We start from the raw sequence: 16042 nt of genomic DNA, 5'->3' as shown, positions 1-16042 counted from the left end.
TTTCACCGCCCGGCGGTGGCCAGCCACGCGAACAGCGGGTCGGTGTGGCCGGGCAGTGCGCGGTACACCTCGCGCAGCCGCCGGTACTGCTCGTGCGCCTCCGGGTCGGGAACGAACTCGCTGCCATTGCGGACCATCGCCGCCACCGCCTCGTCGAAACCGGCGAAGAGGCCGAGCCCGACGCCTGCGCAGATCGCCGAGCCGAGCTCCGCCCCGCCTTGCGCACGCCGCGCGGGCCGGTCGAACGCGTCGGCGACGATCTGCACGAGCACGTCGGATCCGGCGCCACCGCCGGAGACCAGCACTCGCTCGAACTCCGCGCCCAGTTCGCCTGCCATGTCGCCCGCGTTGGCGCACATGGTCAGCGCGATCGCTTCGAGCACCGCCCGGTACATGTGGAACGGTCCCTGCCTGCCGTCGAATCCGAGGAACGCGCCCTTGCGGAACGGCGCGTCGACCGGGGCCAGCCAGTCCAGCACCGCGATCAGCCCGTCGGAACCGGCCGGTACGGTGGCCGCACCTTCGTTGAGCCAATCTTCGGAGCCGAGCAGGTCGCGCAGCCAGCTGACCGTCCACATGCCGCGGCGGATGCCGCGGCTCTCGTAGAGGTATTCGCGCGGGCGGCAGGCGAAGTTGGTCCAGAACGCCTCGGCGTCGGCAACGTTGCGCGTTCCGGTGGTCATGCCGGCGATGTAGGTGCCCATCGACAGCAGCACGCTGCGGTCGTCGGCGAGGCCGCTGCCGAGCGCCTCGGCCGCCTTGTCGTTGGCCGTGGCGAACACCGGCAGACCTTCCGGCAGCCCGGTGTGCGCGGCTGCTCGCGCGGTGACGGTGCCGAGCTTCTCGCCGGGCTGCACGAGCTCGAACAGCATCTCCCGCGGGATGTCGGGTGCTGCGACCCAGTCCCAGCTGTCGGTGTCGATCGGCCACACGCCCTGGTAGTTCGCCGCCGTGTCGCGGAACCGCCCGGTCATCCGCGCGGTGATGTAGCCGGAAGACGTGGTGACGTAGCGGACGTCCGGATTCACGTGCTGGTACGGCCGCGAAACGCGTTCGTCCATCCAACTCAGCACCGGCTGGGCGAGCGTGCCGTCGGCGCGCAACATGGCGCGGCAGAACCGGATCGTGCAGATCCCGACGCCGCGGATCTGCTCCGGACCGCCTGCGAAGTCGCGCAGCGCCGCGCGGGTCGCGGCACCGATGGAATCCCACAGGTCGTCGTCCGGATGCTCGACGACACCGGGGCGCGGGGAATCGTTGGGGCGCAACGGAACGCGGGCCCGGGCGTGCACTGTGCCGCGCGTGTCGAACACGGCGACCTTGGTGCTCTGGGAGCCGTTGTCGATGCCGAGCAGGTAGTCCGCCATCACCGGTCTCCGGTGGGGAAGATGGTGCCCGGGTTCATGATTCCGTTGGGGTCGTAGGCGTCCTTGAGCTTGCGCAGCACCGGGTAGGCACTGCCGTGCTCCTGCTCGGTCCACGGCGCGCGGTACTTCCCGATGCCGTGGTGGTGCACCATCGATCCGCCGCGGGCCAGCGTCTCCTCGACGATGATCGCGTTGAGCGGGACGTGGTACTCGATGATCTCCTCCCGCGGCTCGCAATTGATGCGGTAGTCGTAGACGAAGTACATGTTGGTGCCGGTCTGGTAGCTGTGCGAGGAGTGCCCGCCGAGCAGCGTGATGTCCGCGAAGCGCGGGAATTCCGCGGTGATCCGGGCGATGACGGCCTCGTAGATGTCGCCGATCACCGACCAGTTGGCGGATACCTCCGTGGTGTAGCCGAGTCGCCGTTCGGCGAGCATGGTCCGCTGTTCGGCGAGGATCTTGTCCGGGCCCCAGTTCAGGTCGTCGAACCACTCGCGGATCAATTCCGGCTCGACGCGTTCGTGCGCGTGCTCGCGCACCACCCGGTCGATCTCCGCGCTGGTGGCCTCGGCGAGCCCGGCCGGTCCTTCGGCGAGGAAGACCGCGACGCACTTGCCGTCGGCGAAGTGCGCGAAGTGCTGGGCGGCGTCCTGCTCGGAGTAGACCCGCGCCACCGAAGGCCGGTAACCGGCGGTCACGATCTCGCGCAGGATCTCGATCCCGGTGCGAACGTCGTCGAGCAGGTAGCCGTGGAAGTGGTCGTTCTCCGGCCGGTGCGCGAACAACTTCACCGTGACCTCGGTGACGAAGCACAGCGCGCCCTCGTTGCCGATCACGACGTGGCGGATGTCCGGTCCCGCGGCGCGGCGCGGCACGTTCTTGATCCGGCTGATCGAGCCGTCCGGGAACACCGCTTCCAGGCCGACGACCATGTCCTCGATCCCGCCGTAGAGCGTGGAGAACTGGCCGATCGAGCGGGTGGCGACCAGCCCGCCCAGCTGCGCCTGCGGCTTGGATTGCGGCGAGTGCCCGGTGGTGAGCCCGAACTCGCGCACGCGCTGCTCCAACACTTGCAGCGGAGTGCCGCACTGGGCGGTGGCCTGCATGTCGACCGGATCGATGCGCACGATCTCGGCCATGCCGGACCCGTCCAGCACGACGGTCCGCTCGTGACTGGTTTCGAGTCCGCCCTCGGTTCCGGTGCGACCGGTGCGGGCGACGATGTTGACGCCGTGCTCGTTCGCGAACGCCAGGACCGCGGCCACCTGCTCGGCGCTGCCCGCGCGCACGATCGCCAGCGGTAGCGGCCCGTCGTAGATGCCGTGGACCGCGGTGTACTTCTTGAAGCGGTCGACGCTGGCCTCCCGCAGCAGCTGCTCGTCGGTGTCCACCCGCTGCGGGCCCGCGATCTCGCGCAGCTCGTCGATGATGGCGTTGTTGTCCACTTCGGTCTCCGTGCTCTCGGTGCTTCGGGTCATCGGGTGAGGTAGCCGCCGTCCACGCTCAGGACGTGCCCGTTGACGTAGTCGGAGGCGCGGCTGGCGAGGAAGACCGTCGCGCCCATCAAGTCGCCCAGTTCGCCCCAACGTGCGGCGGGGATGTGCTCGAGCACCCGCTGGTTCTGCGCGGGGTCGGCCCGGGTCCGCTCGGTGAGCGGGGTGGCGAAGTATCCGGGTGCGATCGCGTTGCACTGGACGTTGTGCGCGCCGAGCTCGTCGCAGTAGGCCCTGGTGAAGCCGACGATGCCGTGCTTGGTAGCGGCGTAGGCCGGTGAGCTTTGGCCGCCGAGGAACGAGAACAGCGACGCGATGTTGATGATCTTGCCGCGGCCCTGCTGCGCCATGCGGCGCCCGGCGCACCAGCCGAGTTCGAACGGCGCGGTCAGGTTCAGCGCGATCATCGGGTCCCAGTGCTGCCTGCCGAACTCCGCGACCGGCGCGAGCTCGGCGATGCCTGCCGAGTTGACCAGTACGTCGACCGAGCCGAATGCGTCCACACAGGACTCCACGACCCGCTCGGGAGCACCCGGCCCGGTGAGGTCGATCTCCTGCGTCTCCAGACGAGCACCCGTTTCCTCGACCAGTTGCCGGGTCGTGCCGCCGTCGTCTGCGACGGTGGGCGCGAAGACGTTCGCGCCCGCTTTCGCCAGCGCAACCGTGAACGCCCGGCCGAGTCCCGTGTTGCCGCCCGTGACGATGGCGTTGCGGCCGCGCAGCGAGAACAGGTCGAGGGAGAAGTCCTGGATGTCCAACGAGAATCCTTTCCGTGCAGGAGCCGGGTCGGTCAGCGCACCGCGGCCGGCCGCGGCTGCGGTCCGGCGTCCGGCTCATGTCGCTGCACGCGCAGCGTCAGCGTGGTCAGCGCGATCCCCAGGACGGCGGCACCGGCCAGCACGCCGAACAAGATGCCGTAGCCGCCTTGCGCGGCCGTGCCCGTGCCGGGGTCGCCGATCCACCTGGCGACGAGACCGGGCAGGAACGCATCCGGCAGGTAGGCCAGTCCCGAGGCGAGGCCGATCACGCCGCCCCGCTGGTGCTCGGGGATGCGGGCCTCGGTCATGCTCGCCCAGTACACCCCGCGGCTGGCGAAGACCACGAGCGACAGCGCGAACATCAGCGCCACCGCGACCCACTTCAACCCTGATTCGCGCGGCAGGAACAGCAGCACGACCACGCACACCGCTGCTGCGACGAACGCCAGCCGCAGGAAGCGGGGAGTGGACCGGGTCACCTTGTCCACGCAGAACCCGCCGAGCGGCCCCGCGACGAACTGGAACACGTAGCTGCGCACGACGCCGAGCACGCCGATCATGGCGGCCGTGACGCCGAATTCGTGCTGCAGCAGCGGGGAGAAGTAGCCCAGCGTGGTGTAGAAGCAGTACATCAGCATGATCGATCCGCCGAGCAGCCAGGTGTACTTGTTCCGCGCGGCCGCGGCCAGATCGCGCACCGACAGGGCCGAACGTTCGCCGCTCGCGATGCCGTCGGCCGGGCCGCGCAGCGCGAGCCAGATCAGGCCCGCCAGCACCAGGCACAGCACGCCATAGGTCCCGATCAGCGCGCGCACCCCTGTTGCCGGGGCGAGCGCGGTCCCGATCAGCAACGCGGCGATCCCGCTGATCACCGTCGATGTGATGCCGCGGATCGCCTCCAGGAAGCCGAACAACCTGCCTTGCTGCGCGGAGGAACCGAACGAGCCGATCGCGCGCACCAGCGCAGGCCAATAGAGCGCCATCCCGGCGAAGGCCATGACGACGTGCGCGAGCAGCGCGGTGGCGTAGCCGGGCACGGCGATCAGCGCCAGGTCGGCGAGCCCGGTGATCGTCAGCGCCGTCGCGACGAGCGCACGCGGGGCGAACCGGTCGGCGAACCAGCCACCCGCGAAGTACATCACCGCGGCGACCGCGCCGAACACCGACATGATGTCGCCGTATTCCGGTCCGCTGAGTCCGAGCGCCTGATAGGTCGGTTCCAGGAAAACGAATCTGATGTAGGCCACCTGGAATATGACCCCGCCGGACGTGCACAGCAGCAGATAACTCAGCCGTCTCCGCACATCGCTCACCTGCCTCCACCTCGTTGTGGGGCCCTGCCGGGCACAAAAAAAGAGAACAGCATCCCCCGTGCTTCGAATGGGGTTACTGTTCTCTGGGTCTCTTAGTAACGTGGTTTTCAGTTGTGCTGTTCGCGGGAGCGTAGCCGCGGCCGGACGCGGGCGTCAAGACGCGCTGGTCCGGTTTTTCCGGGCTGTGGCGGCGATCGTGCGCGGGGCCGCGCCAGGGTCGAGCCGGGTGCTGGTCGGCGGGCGGTGCTGCGGGGAGGGCATTCGGCAAGGGCGGGCGGCGCCCGCCTCAACGTCCTATTGACACTCCGGGTAACCGATATCCACACTCTGCGCGGCCCCCGAGAAACGTGTTCCACATGTGGAACGAATGTCGTTCGAGTGGCCCCGTCTCAACGATTCCCGAGGAGTTGCTCGAATGGAAACTCGTGCCGCGGTCCTCGAAGAGACCGCCGCCCCGCTCGCATTCCGCACGCTCCGCCTGGACGAGCCCCGCCCGGGAGAAGTCGCGGTGCGGATCGCCGCGACCGGCGTGTGCGCCAGCGACGCGCACACGATCAGCGGGCGCATCCCGTCGCCGCTGCCCGCCGTCCTCGGCCACGAGGGGGCCGGCGTCGTCACCGCGGTCGGTGCCGGAGTCGGGCACGTCGAGGTCGGTGACCACGTCGCGCTGTGCTGGCTGCCCAGCTGCGGCCGGTGCCGCTACTGCCAAGCGGGCCGCCCGGTGCTGTGCACGGCCAGCGCGCCCGCGCTGCTGGCGGGCACCTTGCTGGACGGGACCGTCCGGATGCACGACGGCGAGCGCGACGTCCACCACTACTCGTTCCTGTCCACGTTCTCCGAGAACACGGTGGTTCCTGCCGCCAGTGCCATCAAAATCCCCGCAACGATCCCATTTCCGGTCGCCGCACTCGTCGGCTGCGGAGTGCTCACCGGTTACGGCGCCGTGGTGAACCGCGCCCGGGTGGCGCCGGGCGACGTGGTGCTCGTCTACGGCGCGGGCGGGGTCGGACTCAGCGCGATCATGGCAGCGCGGCTGTCCGGGGCGGACGAGATCGTGGTCGTCGAGCCGCACCCGGACAAGCGCGCGGGCGCCGTGCTGTTCGGAGCAACGCGCGTGCTGGCGCCGGAGGACGACGTGGTCGCCGAGGTGCGCGGGCTCAACGGCGGCGCTGACGTGACCATCGACGCGGTCGGCAAGGAAGGCTTGCTGGAGCAGGCGTTCGACGCCACCGCACCGGGCGGCAGCGTGGTGTGCGTCGGTGTTCCCGCAGCCACGGCCTACGCGAGCGTTCCCGCCGCGCGGTTCGTGCGCGAGGAGAAGTACCTGACCGGCAGCCTCTACGGCTCCAGCCGCCCGGCCCATGACATCCCGAAGCTGCTGAACCAGTTCGGCACCGGCAAGCTGCCGATCGACGAGCTGATCTCGAAGACCTACCGCTTCGACGAGATCAACACCGCGTTCGCCGATCTGGCCACGGGTGCGAGCCGGCGCGGCGTCGTGCTCGTCGATGCGGAACTCGCCGGCCGATGAGCGCGCATCCGGCGCCGGGCGAGCGAGGGGAAGGCAACCGCAGCCCCGCCGTCGCGCAGGCCTTCGCGGTGCTCGACGTGCTCGCCGACGGGCAGCGAGGTCTGCGGTTGAGCGAGGTCGTGCAGCGAGTCGGCGCGCCGAAGAGCTCGGTGCACCGGCTGCTGGCGACGATGTGCGAGCTCGGCGTGGTCCGCAGAGCCGGGAACGGACGGTTCGTCGTCGGCCCGCGAATGGCCACCTACGACGAACCCGACGGTGGCGAGGGGCCGCCGGCGAACTGACCCGTCCATCCGCTCGGCACCACTCGCACCGGAGACGCACGCCCTGCCGGTCTCCGGCGAACCACGGAAAGGAACCGGATCATGAGCACCGGAATCGACGGCCGCAGCTCCCAGGCGTGGGGCGGAACCAACCCGGACGGCGTGCACCTCAACGTGGTGCTCGCCGAACGCGGATCACCCACCGCAGCGATCATGACGGGCACGCTCGCGCGCCCCGCGGAAGGGTTCACCCCGATCCTCGTGTGCGTCGGCGAGGACCAGCCGTCGTACCGGACCGTGCGCCCACCGACGATCATGCTGAACAAGACCACATCGCCCACCGATGAGCACGTGAACCTGGTCTCGGGCGCCTGCCAGCTCGGCATCGCGCAAGGCGTGCTCGACTCCGTCGCCGACGGACTGCTCGCCGAGGATCAGGACTCGCTGGTCTTCGCCGCGGTCTGGCTCGATCCGGCGGCCGAACGCGGAGACGCGGTGCGCCTGGCGACCCGCACCGCGATGCGCGCAGCCGTTCGGGAAGCTCTGCGAGGGCGCGCGGACGCCACCGATCTGATCGCTGCCCGGGACGAGCTCACGCACCCCTTCTACGTGCCGTGAATCGTGCGCCGGCACGAGAACCCATTGCTGTCAACGCAAACCTCGGCTGTCTCGCTTCGAGACAGCCGAGGTGAGCGGATTCGGACGACCGCGGCGGGCCGACTCGGCGGTTCCGCGGCCCGAGTGCGTCAAGCGGGGCCGAAGTTCCAAATGGCCCGTTCGGCGACGTCCGCCTTCGCGCTGAGACGGCCGTTCGTGCTGATGTCGACCTCGCCCATGTCCGGAAGGGCCGGGTCGGTGAGGACTTCCACCACGTAGGGCTTGCCCGCGCCGACCTCGCGGACCGCCTCGGCCAGCGCCTGCTCGAGGTCGCCCGCGGATTCGATCAGGCGGCCGTCGACACCGAAACCCGCCGCCAGATCCACGAACGACAGCTGGGGCTCTCCGTCGAGATGGAGGTACTCGGTCTTGCCGCTGGGATCCCAGTCGTAGGACTTCCGCAACACGTCCAAGCCGACCCGGAGCGTCTTGTACTGCTTGTTGTTCGTGATCAGGTACAGCACCGGGAGCTGGAACTTGACCGCGGTCCACCACGTGTTCAGGTAGAACAGTGCCGATCCGTCTCCGACCGCGTTGACCACGATGGGCGGCTTGCCGCCCGGCTCCGCCGCGCCCGCACCGGAGCGGATCACCGCGTCGGCGACACCGAGACTGGCTGGCATCGAGTAGCCCAGCGAGCCTCCTTCGGACGACATGTAGCTGCTCGGCGAATCGAAGGACAAACCCTGCTGGAAATCCGCGGTGTCCGAACACGCTTCGTTGATCAGGCGGACCGAGTGGTCGCGCAGCGCCGTGTTGAGCGCGTTCACGAGCATCGCGGGAGCGATGCCGGTGTCCGGGACCTCCTTCGCCCGCTGCTGGAAATCCTGCGCGAGCGACCGGTCTTCCTGCGCCAGCTGCTCGTTCAGGCCGTCCACGTGCCCCTTGTCGTACCCGGGATGGGCCCTGATCGCCGCGGTGATCTTGGGCAAGGCGTCCTTGATGTCGCCCAGCGGCGCCGCCGCCCCGTAGTGGTTCTTGCCGATCTGCCACGGATCGTTGTGCAGGTAGACCTGGGTCAGGTGCCCGGGGATCAAGGGGCCGTCATCCCAGTTGTAGATGACGAGCTGCGCCTGCGCGTTGAATCCGCACAAGAACACGGTGTCCCGCACCGTGTCCTGATCTTTGCGCCCGAGAACTTGCCGGACTTGTTGCTGCACGCTGGGCAGCTCGCCGCGCGCATGTGCCAGGTGGTGGGGATAGTTGAGGTGGCTGCTGGACTGCTCGTTGTACACCGGTGCGCCGATGGCCGTGGCCAAGTCCTGTAGTTCGTGCCACGCCTCGGCATCGCCGACACCGTCACCGGCGACGATTACCGGATACCGCGACTTGGCGAGGAGATCCGCGGCCTTGTCCAATTCGGACGGCTGTGCGTGGAATTCCCCAGCTATCCTGGTGAACCGGCCGCGCTGCGGATCGGCTCCCTGCTGCACCAGGAACTCCCACGGGATCGACAGGAAGACCGGCCCCATCGGAGGTGTGAGCGCGGTTTTCAGCGCGCGCTGCATGGCCATGCCGATCTCGTTCGGGCCGCGCACCTCGTAGGCCCACTTGGTGTACTGCTTGGCGACTTGAGCCAGGTCCGAGCCCAACAGCGGTTCCTGGATGAGGAGATTGCTGTTCTGCTGTCCGCACAGCACCACCAGCGGGATGTGCGACCGGAACGCGTTGAAGAGGTTCCCGATCGCGTGCCCGACTCCCGGCGTGACGTGCAATCCGACCGCACCGGGCACGACGTCGCCGGTCTCGGTCCGCCGGTGCCGCGCGTACCCCATGGCGGCGCCGAGGGCGATGTTCTCGTGCAGGCAGGGCACGTACTCGACGCGGTGCTCCGGAACGTCGGTGCCGTCGATGAGCGGGATCTCGTTGGTGCCGGGCACCCCGTAGAGCCGGTCGACACCGGCGGTCTTGAGGTAGTCGAAGATGATGTCCCGGCCGAGCCGGGGATTGTTCTCCTGCTCGATCGGGAGCCACTGGGTGTGCTGCTCGTGCTTGGCTTCGGTCACTGCGTTGTCCCCCTCGGGAATCGAGTCGTGAACCCGGGTTGTGCTGGGCGGCACTGGAATGGCAGGCGAAAGGTCGCGGTACCGGGGAATCCCCGCGCGTCGGTACAGCTCTCGCATTCCCCCGAGCTGCCGGTGGCGGTGCACTCGGTTGCAGTCGGGATCCGCAATGCCGGCGAATCGAGCAAGCATCGGCGGATTTCGTCTCCCGACGACGAACGTTCGTCGTGTCGGCCCCCAGCCCGCTCACGCACGCCGACGATCCAACTTCAACGGCGATTCGAAGCTAGCAGGACTTGCGGGCGGTGTGGGCCGAATCGCGAAATCCGGCGATCGAGTACTCGCGGCTCACTGTCGATGCGACCGGCCCGCCGACCCTGAGCATTCCCGAAACGGGAATTTGAGTCCATAATGGAAAGTTGACGCTTTGCCGCTGCACGACGACTTCGCGTCCCGCCCGGAATCCCGCTGTTCGACGACGCCGGTGCCGGCGATCGCGCCGGCCGCGGCATCGAGCGGGTCAGTCGTAGATGACGTCGAGTCCGCGTCGCCTGAGATCGTCGAGGGTGTCCTGCATCGCCTGCAGCTGCTCGCGGGTGTGGCCGGTCCAGTTCTCGAGTTCACCGATGATGCGGACGGGTTCGCGGGTCCGATAGGAACGAGTGGGATTGCCGGGCAGCTTCTTGTCGGTGACGTTGGGGTCGTCCTCGATCGGGCCGGTGGGTTCCACCAGGTAGATGCGTCCGGGACCTGCGCCCGCGGCGAGTTCGGCTGCCCAGGTGGCGGCGTCGAGCGTCTCGGTCACGTAGACGTGGTTCATGACCCTGCCCGCCTCGAAGTTCGAAAGGCGGCCCGGCAGCAGCAGGTCGCCGACCGCGAGATCCGCCTTCGTGCCGTGCAGCAGAGCCCCGGACTCGTGAATCTCGAAGGGCGTGGGACCGGGCGTGGTGTCACGTCGACTTGCCATGAACAGCTCTCCGTTCGTGCCGCTCCTCCGTTTGCGGACCCCGGACGCGGAGGGGGCCGCACGCCGCATCCCGCGCCATCAGTTGACCACGGTCGGCGCTGCGAGGTCATTCCGCGGCGCCGGGCCGCCGGTGAACGGCGAGGTCGTCGTCCGAGTGTGCAACGTTTGGCGGTCGGGGAATTCCACCCTGCTCGCGGACGCCGCGTCCGATCGGCCCGCCCGGCGTCAGTCCTCGAACTCACCTCGCTCGGCGCGTTCGGCGAGCGAGGTCCAGAACCGCAGGGCGGCGTGCTCCATCTCAAGCCCGAGGCCGAGCGTGACCATGCGCCGCGAAATGGCCGGTTCGTCGCCGAAGCGCTGTTGCATCTGCTCGTACTCGGCGATGCGCGCCTGGTGCTGCTTGATCTGGTCCTGCGCGAGCCGCTCGACGTCGTCGGAGTCGGCGAGCTCGTTGAAGAAGAGCTTGATCTCGGCGATGTCGCGCAGCTCGAAGTGCTGGTCGGTGGGCTCGGCCAGCCATGAGCGCATGGCCGAGAGACCGGTGTCGGTGATCGTGTAGGTGCGCCGGCGGCGCCCGTCGTCCTCCTCCTCGACCTCGAGCAGTCCCAGCTGTTCGAGCCTTTTGGGCTCGGAGTAGAGCTGGGCGTGCGGGAAGTGCCAGAAGTAGCCCACCGAGTGGCCGATGGCCCGCTTGAGGTCGTACGAGGTCGATGGCCCGCGCATCGCGATCATCCCCAGCACGACGTACGAGGTCGTGGAAAGCCGAACCGTTGACACGCTCCGAACCCTACCGTACGTTTCCAACCATCTGTTTCGGATGATTTGAAACGGATGGTTGGCCTCGGGCTTGTTTCGCACCGGTGATGTTGCGAGAGGACTGGGAATGGATCTCGGGAGAGTGTTGAGCTGGACCGCCGAGCGGTACCCTGCCGGCCGCGCGGTCGGCGGCGAGCGCTCGATGACCTACGCGGAGTGGGACGTCCACACCAGCCGGCTGGCTCGTGCCTTGGCCGCGCGCGGCGTCGGTCACGGGGACAGGGTCGTGTTCCTGCTCGCCGGTGGCGAACCGATGGCCTCGCTGCACCTGGCGGCGCAGAAGCTCGGAGCCGTCTCGGTTCCGCTGTCGTTCCGCTTCGGTGTCGACGAGCTCGCCTATTGCTTGTCGGACGCGGCGCCGAGGTTGGTGGTCACGGACGTGTCCACGGTCGAGAGGGCGTGCGAGGCGCTGCAGCGCACCGAGCCCCTGCCGCACGCGCACGTCGGGGAAGGCGCTCCGGCCGGTGTCGAGGAGCTGCTGGGATCCGCCGCTGCTCAGCCCGACGGCGCGATCGACGCACCGGTGCGCGACTCCGACACGAGCGTCATGCTCTACACCTCGGGCACCACCGGGAAGCCGAAAGGTGTTCCGCGCACGCACCGAGCGGAGTTCTACGCCGCCGTCGCGCACCTGCACCAGAGCCGGTCGGCTCCCTTCGAGACGACCCTCGGCGTGATGCCCATGTTCCACACGATGGGCCTGCGCACCCTGCTGGCCAGCGTGGTCAGCGCCGGGACCTGGGTCCCGCAGGTCCGGTTCGACGCCGAGGAATCGTTGGAGCTGATCACCCGGGAGCGCGTCTCCGCGCTGTACCTGGTGCCCACGATCTACTGGAGCCTGCTGGGAACGGGCCGGCTGGGGGAGACCGGCGTCCGCAAGCTCGCCTACGCCGGAGCCGCGATGACCCCGGCGCTGGCGGAACGGCTCGTCGCCGAACTCGAACCCGAGGTGCTGGTCAACCACTTCGGCAGCACCGAGATCTACACCTTCACCATCGGGCCGGACGTCGCGGCGAAACCGGGCTGCGCCGGGCGCCCCGGCGTGTTCACCCGGGTTCGCCTGGTCGACCCGCACCCGCGGGCCACCCCGGACGCGCTGGTCGGTGCCGGCGAGCAGGGCCAGATCGCGATCTCGATGGAGTCGCCGGAAGCCTTCACCGGGTACTGGAACCGGCCCGACGCGGATGCGAAATCCATCCGCGGCGGCTGGTACTTCCCGGGTGATCTCGCCGTCGCGGACGAGGACGGCGACCTGTGGGTGTCCGGACGCGTCGACAACATGATCAATTCGGGCGGCGAGAACATCTACCCCGACGAGATCGAGGACGCGCTGATCCGCTGCCCGGAGGTCGCCGACGTCGTGGTCGTCGGGATGCCGGACGACCGCTGGGGGCAGGCCGTCACCGCGTTCTTCGTCCCCGCAGCGGGGCTCACCCCGCAGGACGCCGCCGCCGCGCTGACCGGGTACATCCGCTCCGGGGCCGGGCTGCCGCCGCTGAAACGGCCCAAGAGGGTCGTCGCGGTCGCCGAGGTCCCGAAATCGGCGGTGGGCAAGATCTTGCGCCGCGAACTCACCGATGGGCGGTTCACGCCGCTGGCAGAGGTCTCCGCTGCTTCGATCGGATCGCGAAAGTGAGCACTTCGATGACGCCTGCGCGCACCACGGCACGCATCGAGGACCCCGCCCTGCTGACCGGGCGCGGCCGGTTCCTCGACGACCTCGACCCGCTGCCGGGCACGTTGACCGCGGCGATCGTGCGCAGCCCGCATCCGCACGCCCGCATCCGCGGTGTCGACCTCACCCGTGCTCGCGCGCACCCCGGTGTGGCGGCGGTGATCGGACCCGACGAGGTGCTGGAAGCGCTGAACCCGTTCCCGCTGTCGCTGAAGACGCCCATGTCGTACTACCCGACGGCGACCGATCGGGCGCGCTTCGTCGGCGAACCCGTCGCGGTCGTGGTCGCCGCCGACCGCTACGCCGCCGAGGACGCCGCCGAGCTGGTCTCCGTGGACTACGAGCCGCTGCCACCGGTCGTGGACGTCGACGCCGCGCTGCGCCCCGAGGCACCGCGACTGCACGACGCGGCCGACAGCAACGTCGCCACCGACCGCACGTTCCACTTCGGACCCGTGGACGAGCTCTTCGCCGCAGCCGATCACGTCGTCCGCGGCGAGTACCGATTTCCGCGCTATTCGTCGACACCGATGGAGTGCTACTCGGTGATCGCCGAGTGGCAGGACGAAGTGGACGGTCCGGCGATCGCCGCCTGGGCCAACTTCCACGGTCCGTTCTCCATGGTCCCGGTGATCGCGGGTTCGCTGGGCGTGCCGGCCTCTCGCGTGCGGCTGATGATCCCGGCCGACAACGGCGGCAGCTTCGGCATCAAGGCCGGGATCTACCCCTACGTGGTGCTGATGGCGCTGGCCAGCAAGCACGCCGGGCGTCCGGTGCGCTGGACGGAGGACCGCAGCGAACACCTGCTGGCCAGCTCAGCGGGTTCGGACCGGGCGATGCGCTTCGAAGCCGCGGTCAGCGCGGAAGGCCAGGTCCAGGCGTTGCGGGCGGATCTCGTCGACAACGTCGGCGCCTACCTGCGCCCGCCGGAACCGAGCACGCTCTACCGGTGCTTCGGAAACCTCACCGGCGCCTACGACGTCGAAGCCGTGCAGATCCGCTCGCGCGCGGTGGTAACCAACAAGACGCCGACCGGGCTCAACCGCGGTTTCGGGGGCCAGCAGCTCTACTTCGGGCTGGAACGGCTGATGGACAAGATCGCCGCGACGTGCGGGATCGACGTCGCGGAGATCCGCCAGCGCAACCTGGTGCCCGCGGACGCGTTCCCGTACCGGACGGCGACCGGCGGCATCTACGACTCGGGCGACTATCCGCGGGCCTTGGACATGGCGTTGAAGAACGCCGACTACCCGGCGCTGCGGCAGCGCCAGCGGGAGGCGCGGGAACGCGGTGAGCACTTCGGCATCGGGCTGGCCACCATCGTCGACCCGTCGGCGACCAACATCGGGTACGTGGGACTGGCCACCCCGGCCGACGAACGCCCGCCGGGGCGCGGCAAGTCGGGTTCCACCGAGCACGTGCGGGTCAGCGTCGACGTCAACGGGGTCGTCTCGGTCCTGCTGGGAACCGTCCCGCAGGGCCAGGGGCACGCCACCGTCGCGCAGCAGGTCGTGGCCGACAGGCTCGGACTGCCGCTGGAGAAGGTCCGACCGGTGGTGGAGATGGACACCGCCACCACTCCGTGGACGATCAGCTCCGGCAGCTACTCGTCGAGGTTCGCGCCGCTGCTGACCAGCGCGCTGGTCGAAGCGTGCGACCGGCTCGCCCGCACGATGCGGACGGCGGCCGGCTCCATGCTGGGACTGGACCCCGAAGAGTTCGAATTCGCCGAAGGCCGGATCCGGCACCGCGACGACCACGCGCAGTCGGTGGACTTCCGCCACGCCGCCGGAGTGGTGCACTGGGACCCCGGCTCGTTGCCGGAGGGAACCTCGGCCCGGCTGTACGAGGAAGCCGCCTTCACACCACCGCAGGCCAAAGCGGCCAGCCGGGACGACCAGATCAACTCCAGCCTGTGCTACGGGTTCGTCGCCGAGCTCGTGGTCTGCCGCATCGACCCGCAGACCTACGAGCTCACCCTGGAGCTGGTGTCCACAGTGCACGACGCGGGCACCATCCTGAACCCGGTGCTGCTGGAAGGACAGGTCCACGGCGCGCTGGCGCACGCCATCGGCGGCGCGATGTACGAGGAGATGCGCTACTCCGACAACGGCCAGCCCACCTCCGCGACGTTCATGGACTACTTGTGCCCGACCACCGCGGAGGTCGGCTACGAGCTGCGCAGCGACCACCTGGAAACGCCCTCGCCGCTGACCCGCCTCGGCGCCAAGGGTTGCGGCGAAGGCAGCTGCATGAGCCTTCCGGTGGCCATCGCCAACGCCGTGGCCGACGCGCTCGCGCCGTCCGGCGCCGACATCACCACGCTGCCGATCCACGGCGACGTGATCCACCGCCTGCTCACCGCGGCGACAACGGACACCGCGGTGCTGGAAGGAACAGAAGGGGAGAACTGACGACATGGCCCTCACCGGAGGCGAGATCAAGCTGACCCGCGGCCACGACGGCCGGGTCGCGTACCTGACGCTGGACCACGGCAAGTACAACATCATCACCTGGGAGACCCGGCAGGTCATGGCCGACCGGTTCGCCGAGATCGACGCCGACGACGCCATCCAGGTCGTGGTCATCCGGGGCGAAGGCGAGCACTTCTCATCGGGCGGCGACATCGCGGGCTTCATGGAGGTCGACCCGGTCGACTTCACCGACCTCGGGCACCACGTGACCGCGCCCTCCCGCAGCCCCAAGGTCGTCATTTCCGCCGTCGACGGCTACTGCTTCGGCGTCGGGTTCGAACTCGCGCTGTCCTCGGACATCCGCGTGGCGACCGAACGAAGCCAGTTCGCGCTTCCGGAGATGAACCTCGGCATGATCCCGGGCTCCGGCGGAACGCAACGCCTCGCCCGGCTGATCGGGCTCTCCCGCGCCAAGTACCACGTGCTGACCGCGTCCCGGATCAACGCCGACGACGCCAAGGACTGGGGACTTCTCGCCGAGCTGGCCGCCGATCGAGCGGAGCTCGACGAGAAGGTCGAGCGGCTGGTGACCAAGCTGATCGGGTTCTCCCCGCTGGCCGCGCGCACCGCCAAGGAAGTTCTCGACCGCGGCGTCGACGCCCCGCTGTACAGCGGGATCGAGCTGGAGCGCAAGGCCTACGCGATGCTGCGCTCCAGCAAGGACTTCGCCGAAGGCGTCGCCGCGTTCGGCGAGAAGCGCACCCCGAAGTTCCAGGGGCGGTGAGGAG

General features: G+C 69.1%; 13 protein-coding genes. 6 read left to right on the top strand and 7 right to left on the bottom strand.

All coding sequences use genetic code 11. From position 1 onward, the window contains the following. Positions 1-2: 2 nt before the first annotated feature. The 4 genes from INP57_RS25230 to INP57_RS25215 are packed head-to-tail and all read right to left on the bottom strand — an operon-like array spanning position 3 to position 4931. The gene (locus INP57_RS25230) at positions 3-1367 is read right to left on the bottom strand and encodes an FGGY-family carbohydrate kinase (RefSeq protein WP_200072835.1); all 1365 of its coding nucleotides are present in this window, start codon (positions 1365-1367) and stop codon (positions 3-5) included. Then, a complete protein-coding gene (locus INP57_RS25225) occupies positions 1367-2845 on the bottom strand; it encodes an FAD-binding oxidoreductase (protein WP_200072834.1) in 1479 nt (492 codons plus the stop codon). Before INP57_RS25225 ends, INP57_RS25230 begins: the two co-directional genes overlap by 1 nt. Further along, positions 2842-3618 (bottom strand): SDR family oxidoreductase, encoded by a 777-nt coding sequence (locus INP57_RS25220; RefSeq protein ID WP_200072833.1) that lies wholly within the window; start codon positions 3616-3618, stop codon positions 2842-2844. Before INP57_RS25220 ends, INP57_RS25225 begins: the two co-directional genes overlap by 4 nt. Positions 3619-3650: 32 nt before the next feature. Next, positions 3651-4931 (bottom strand): MFS transporter, encoded by a 1281-nt coding sequence (locus INP57_RS25215; protein WP_200072832.1) that lies wholly within the window; start codon positions 4929-4931, stop codon positions 3651-3653. A gap of 415 nt (positions 4932-5346) precedes the next feature. On the opposite strand from INP57_RS25215, the gene INP57_RS25210 reads away from it, so the two are divergent. From INP57_RS25210 to INP57_RS25200, 3 genes are all read left to right on the top strand, one after another. Next, positions 5347-6462: a zinc-binding dehydrogenase gene (locus INP57_RS25210; RefSeq protein ID WP_200072831.1), complete on the top strand. Its 1116-nt coding sequence runs from the start codon at positions 5347-5349 to the stop codon at positions 6460-6462. After that, a complete protein-coding gene (locus INP57_RS25205; protein WP_200072830.1) occupies positions 6459-6743 on the top strand; it encodes a helix-turn-helix domain-containing protein in 285 nt (94 codons plus the stop codon). The genes INP57_RS25210 and INP57_RS25205 overlap by 4 nt, the downstream gene beginning before the upstream one ends. 81 nt (positions 6744-6824) lie before the next feature. Then, positions 6825-7340 carry a formaldehyde-activating enzyme gene (locus INP57_RS25200; protein WP_200072829.1) on the top strand — a complete coding sequence of 172 codons (516 nt, stop codon included), beginning with the start codon at positions 6825-6827 and terminating at the stop codon, positions 7338-7340. Positions 7341-7468: 128 nt separating this feature from the next. Here INP57_RS25200 and INP57_RS25195 read toward each other — a convergent pair whose 3' ends face one another. The 3 genes from INP57_RS25195 to INP57_RS25185 form a co-directional block, all read right to left on the bottom strand. Then, the gene (locus INP57_RS25195; RefSeq protein WP_200072828.1) at positions 7469-9385 is read right to left on the bottom strand and encodes a thiamine pyrophosphate-binding protein; all 1917 of its coding nucleotides are present in this window, start codon (positions 9383-9385) and stop codon (positions 7469-7471) included. Between the two features lie 517 nt (positions 9386-9902). Continuing rightward, positions 9903-10349, bottom strand: a complete 447-nt coding sequence (gene arr / locus INP57_RS25190; protein ID WP_200072827.1) for an NAD(+)--rifampin ADP-ribosyltransferase — start codon at positions 10347-10349, stop codon at positions 9903-9905. 225 nt (positions 10350-10574) lie between these two features. Next, complete coding sequence (locus tag INP57_RS25185) at positions 10575-11126, bottom strand: PadR family transcriptional regulator (RefSeq protein ID WP_295142633.1); 552 nt, start codon at positions 11124-11126, stop codon at positions 10575-10577. Positions 11127-11232: 106 nt separating this feature from the next. Here INP57_RS25185 and INP57_RS25180 point away from each other — a divergent pair, with 106 nt between their 5' ends. From INP57_RS25180 to INP57_RS25170, 3 genes are read left to right on the top strand one after another with little or no spacing between them, the layout of a single operon-like run. Then, positions 11233-12801: a class I adenylate-forming enzyme family protein gene (locus tag INP57_RS25180; RefSeq protein WP_200072826.1), complete on the top strand. Its 1569-nt coding sequence runs from the start codon at positions 11233-11235 to the stop codon at positions 12799-12801. Further along, the gene (locus INP57_RS25175; protein WP_307850272.1) at positions 12798-15254 is read left to right on the top strand and encodes a xanthine dehydrogenase family protein molybdopterin-binding subunit; all 2457 of its coding nucleotides are present in this window, start codon (positions 12798-12800) and stop codon (positions 15252-15254) included. Before INP57_RS25180 ends, INP57_RS25175 begins: the two co-directional genes overlap by 4 nt. A 4-nt stretch (positions 15255-15258) precedes the next feature. After that, on the top strand, positions 15259-16038 hold the full coding sequence (locus INP57_RS25170) for an enoyl-CoA hydratase/isomerase family protein (protein ID WP_200072825.1): 780 nt from the start codon (positions 15259-15261) through the stop codon (positions 16036-16038). The last annotated feature ends 4 nt before the right edge of the window (positions 16039-16042 follow it).

It is taken from the genome of Saccharopolyspora galaxeae, from assembly GCF_016526145.1.
In the GTDB taxonomy this organism is placed as follows: domain Bacteria; phylum Actinomycetota; class Actinomycetes; order Mycobacteriales; family Pseudonocardiaceae; genus Saccharopolyspora_C; species Saccharopolyspora_C galaxeae.
The sequence above is the reverse complement of the archived record's forward strand: the minus strand, read 5'-3'. Positions and strand labels throughout refer to the sequence as shown.

What these genes read in the sequence shown, in the direction of transcription:
- INP57_RS25170 (WP_200072825.1), top strand. Translation starts at nt 15,259, where the DNA reads ATGGCCCTCACCGGAGGCGAGATCAAGCTGACCCGCGGCCACGACGGC.
- INP57_RS25225 (WP_200072834.1), bottom strand. Translation starts at nt 2,845, where the DNA reads ATGACCCGAAGCACCGAGAGCACGGAGACCGAAGTGGACAACAACGCC.
- INP57_RS25205 (WP_200072830.1), top strand. Translation starts at nt 6,459, where the DNA reads ATGAGCGCGCATCCGGCGCCGGGCGAGCGAGGGGAAGGCAACCGCAGC.
- INP57_RS25200 (WP_200072829.1), top strand. Translation starts at nt 6,825, where the DNA reads ATGAGCACCGGAATCGACGGCCGCAGCTCCCAGGCGTGGGGCGGAACC.
- INP57_RS25210 (WP_200072831.1), top strand. Translation starts at nt 5,347, where the DNA reads ATGGAAACTCGTGCCGCGGTCCTCGAAGAGACCGCCGCCCCGCTCGCA.
- INP57_RS25230 (WP_200072835.1), bottom strand. Translation starts at nt 1,367, where the DNA reads ATGGCGGACTACCTGCTCGGCATCGACAACGGCTCCCAGAGCACCAAG.
- INP57_RS25180 (WP_200072826.1), top strand. Translation starts at nt 11,233, where the DNA reads ATGGATCTCGGGAGAGTGTTGAGCTGGACCGCCGAGCGGTACCCTGCC.
- arr (WP_200072827.1), bottom strand. Translation starts at nt 10,349, where the DNA reads ATGGCAAGTCGACGTGACACCACGCCCGGTCCCACGCCCTTCGAGATT.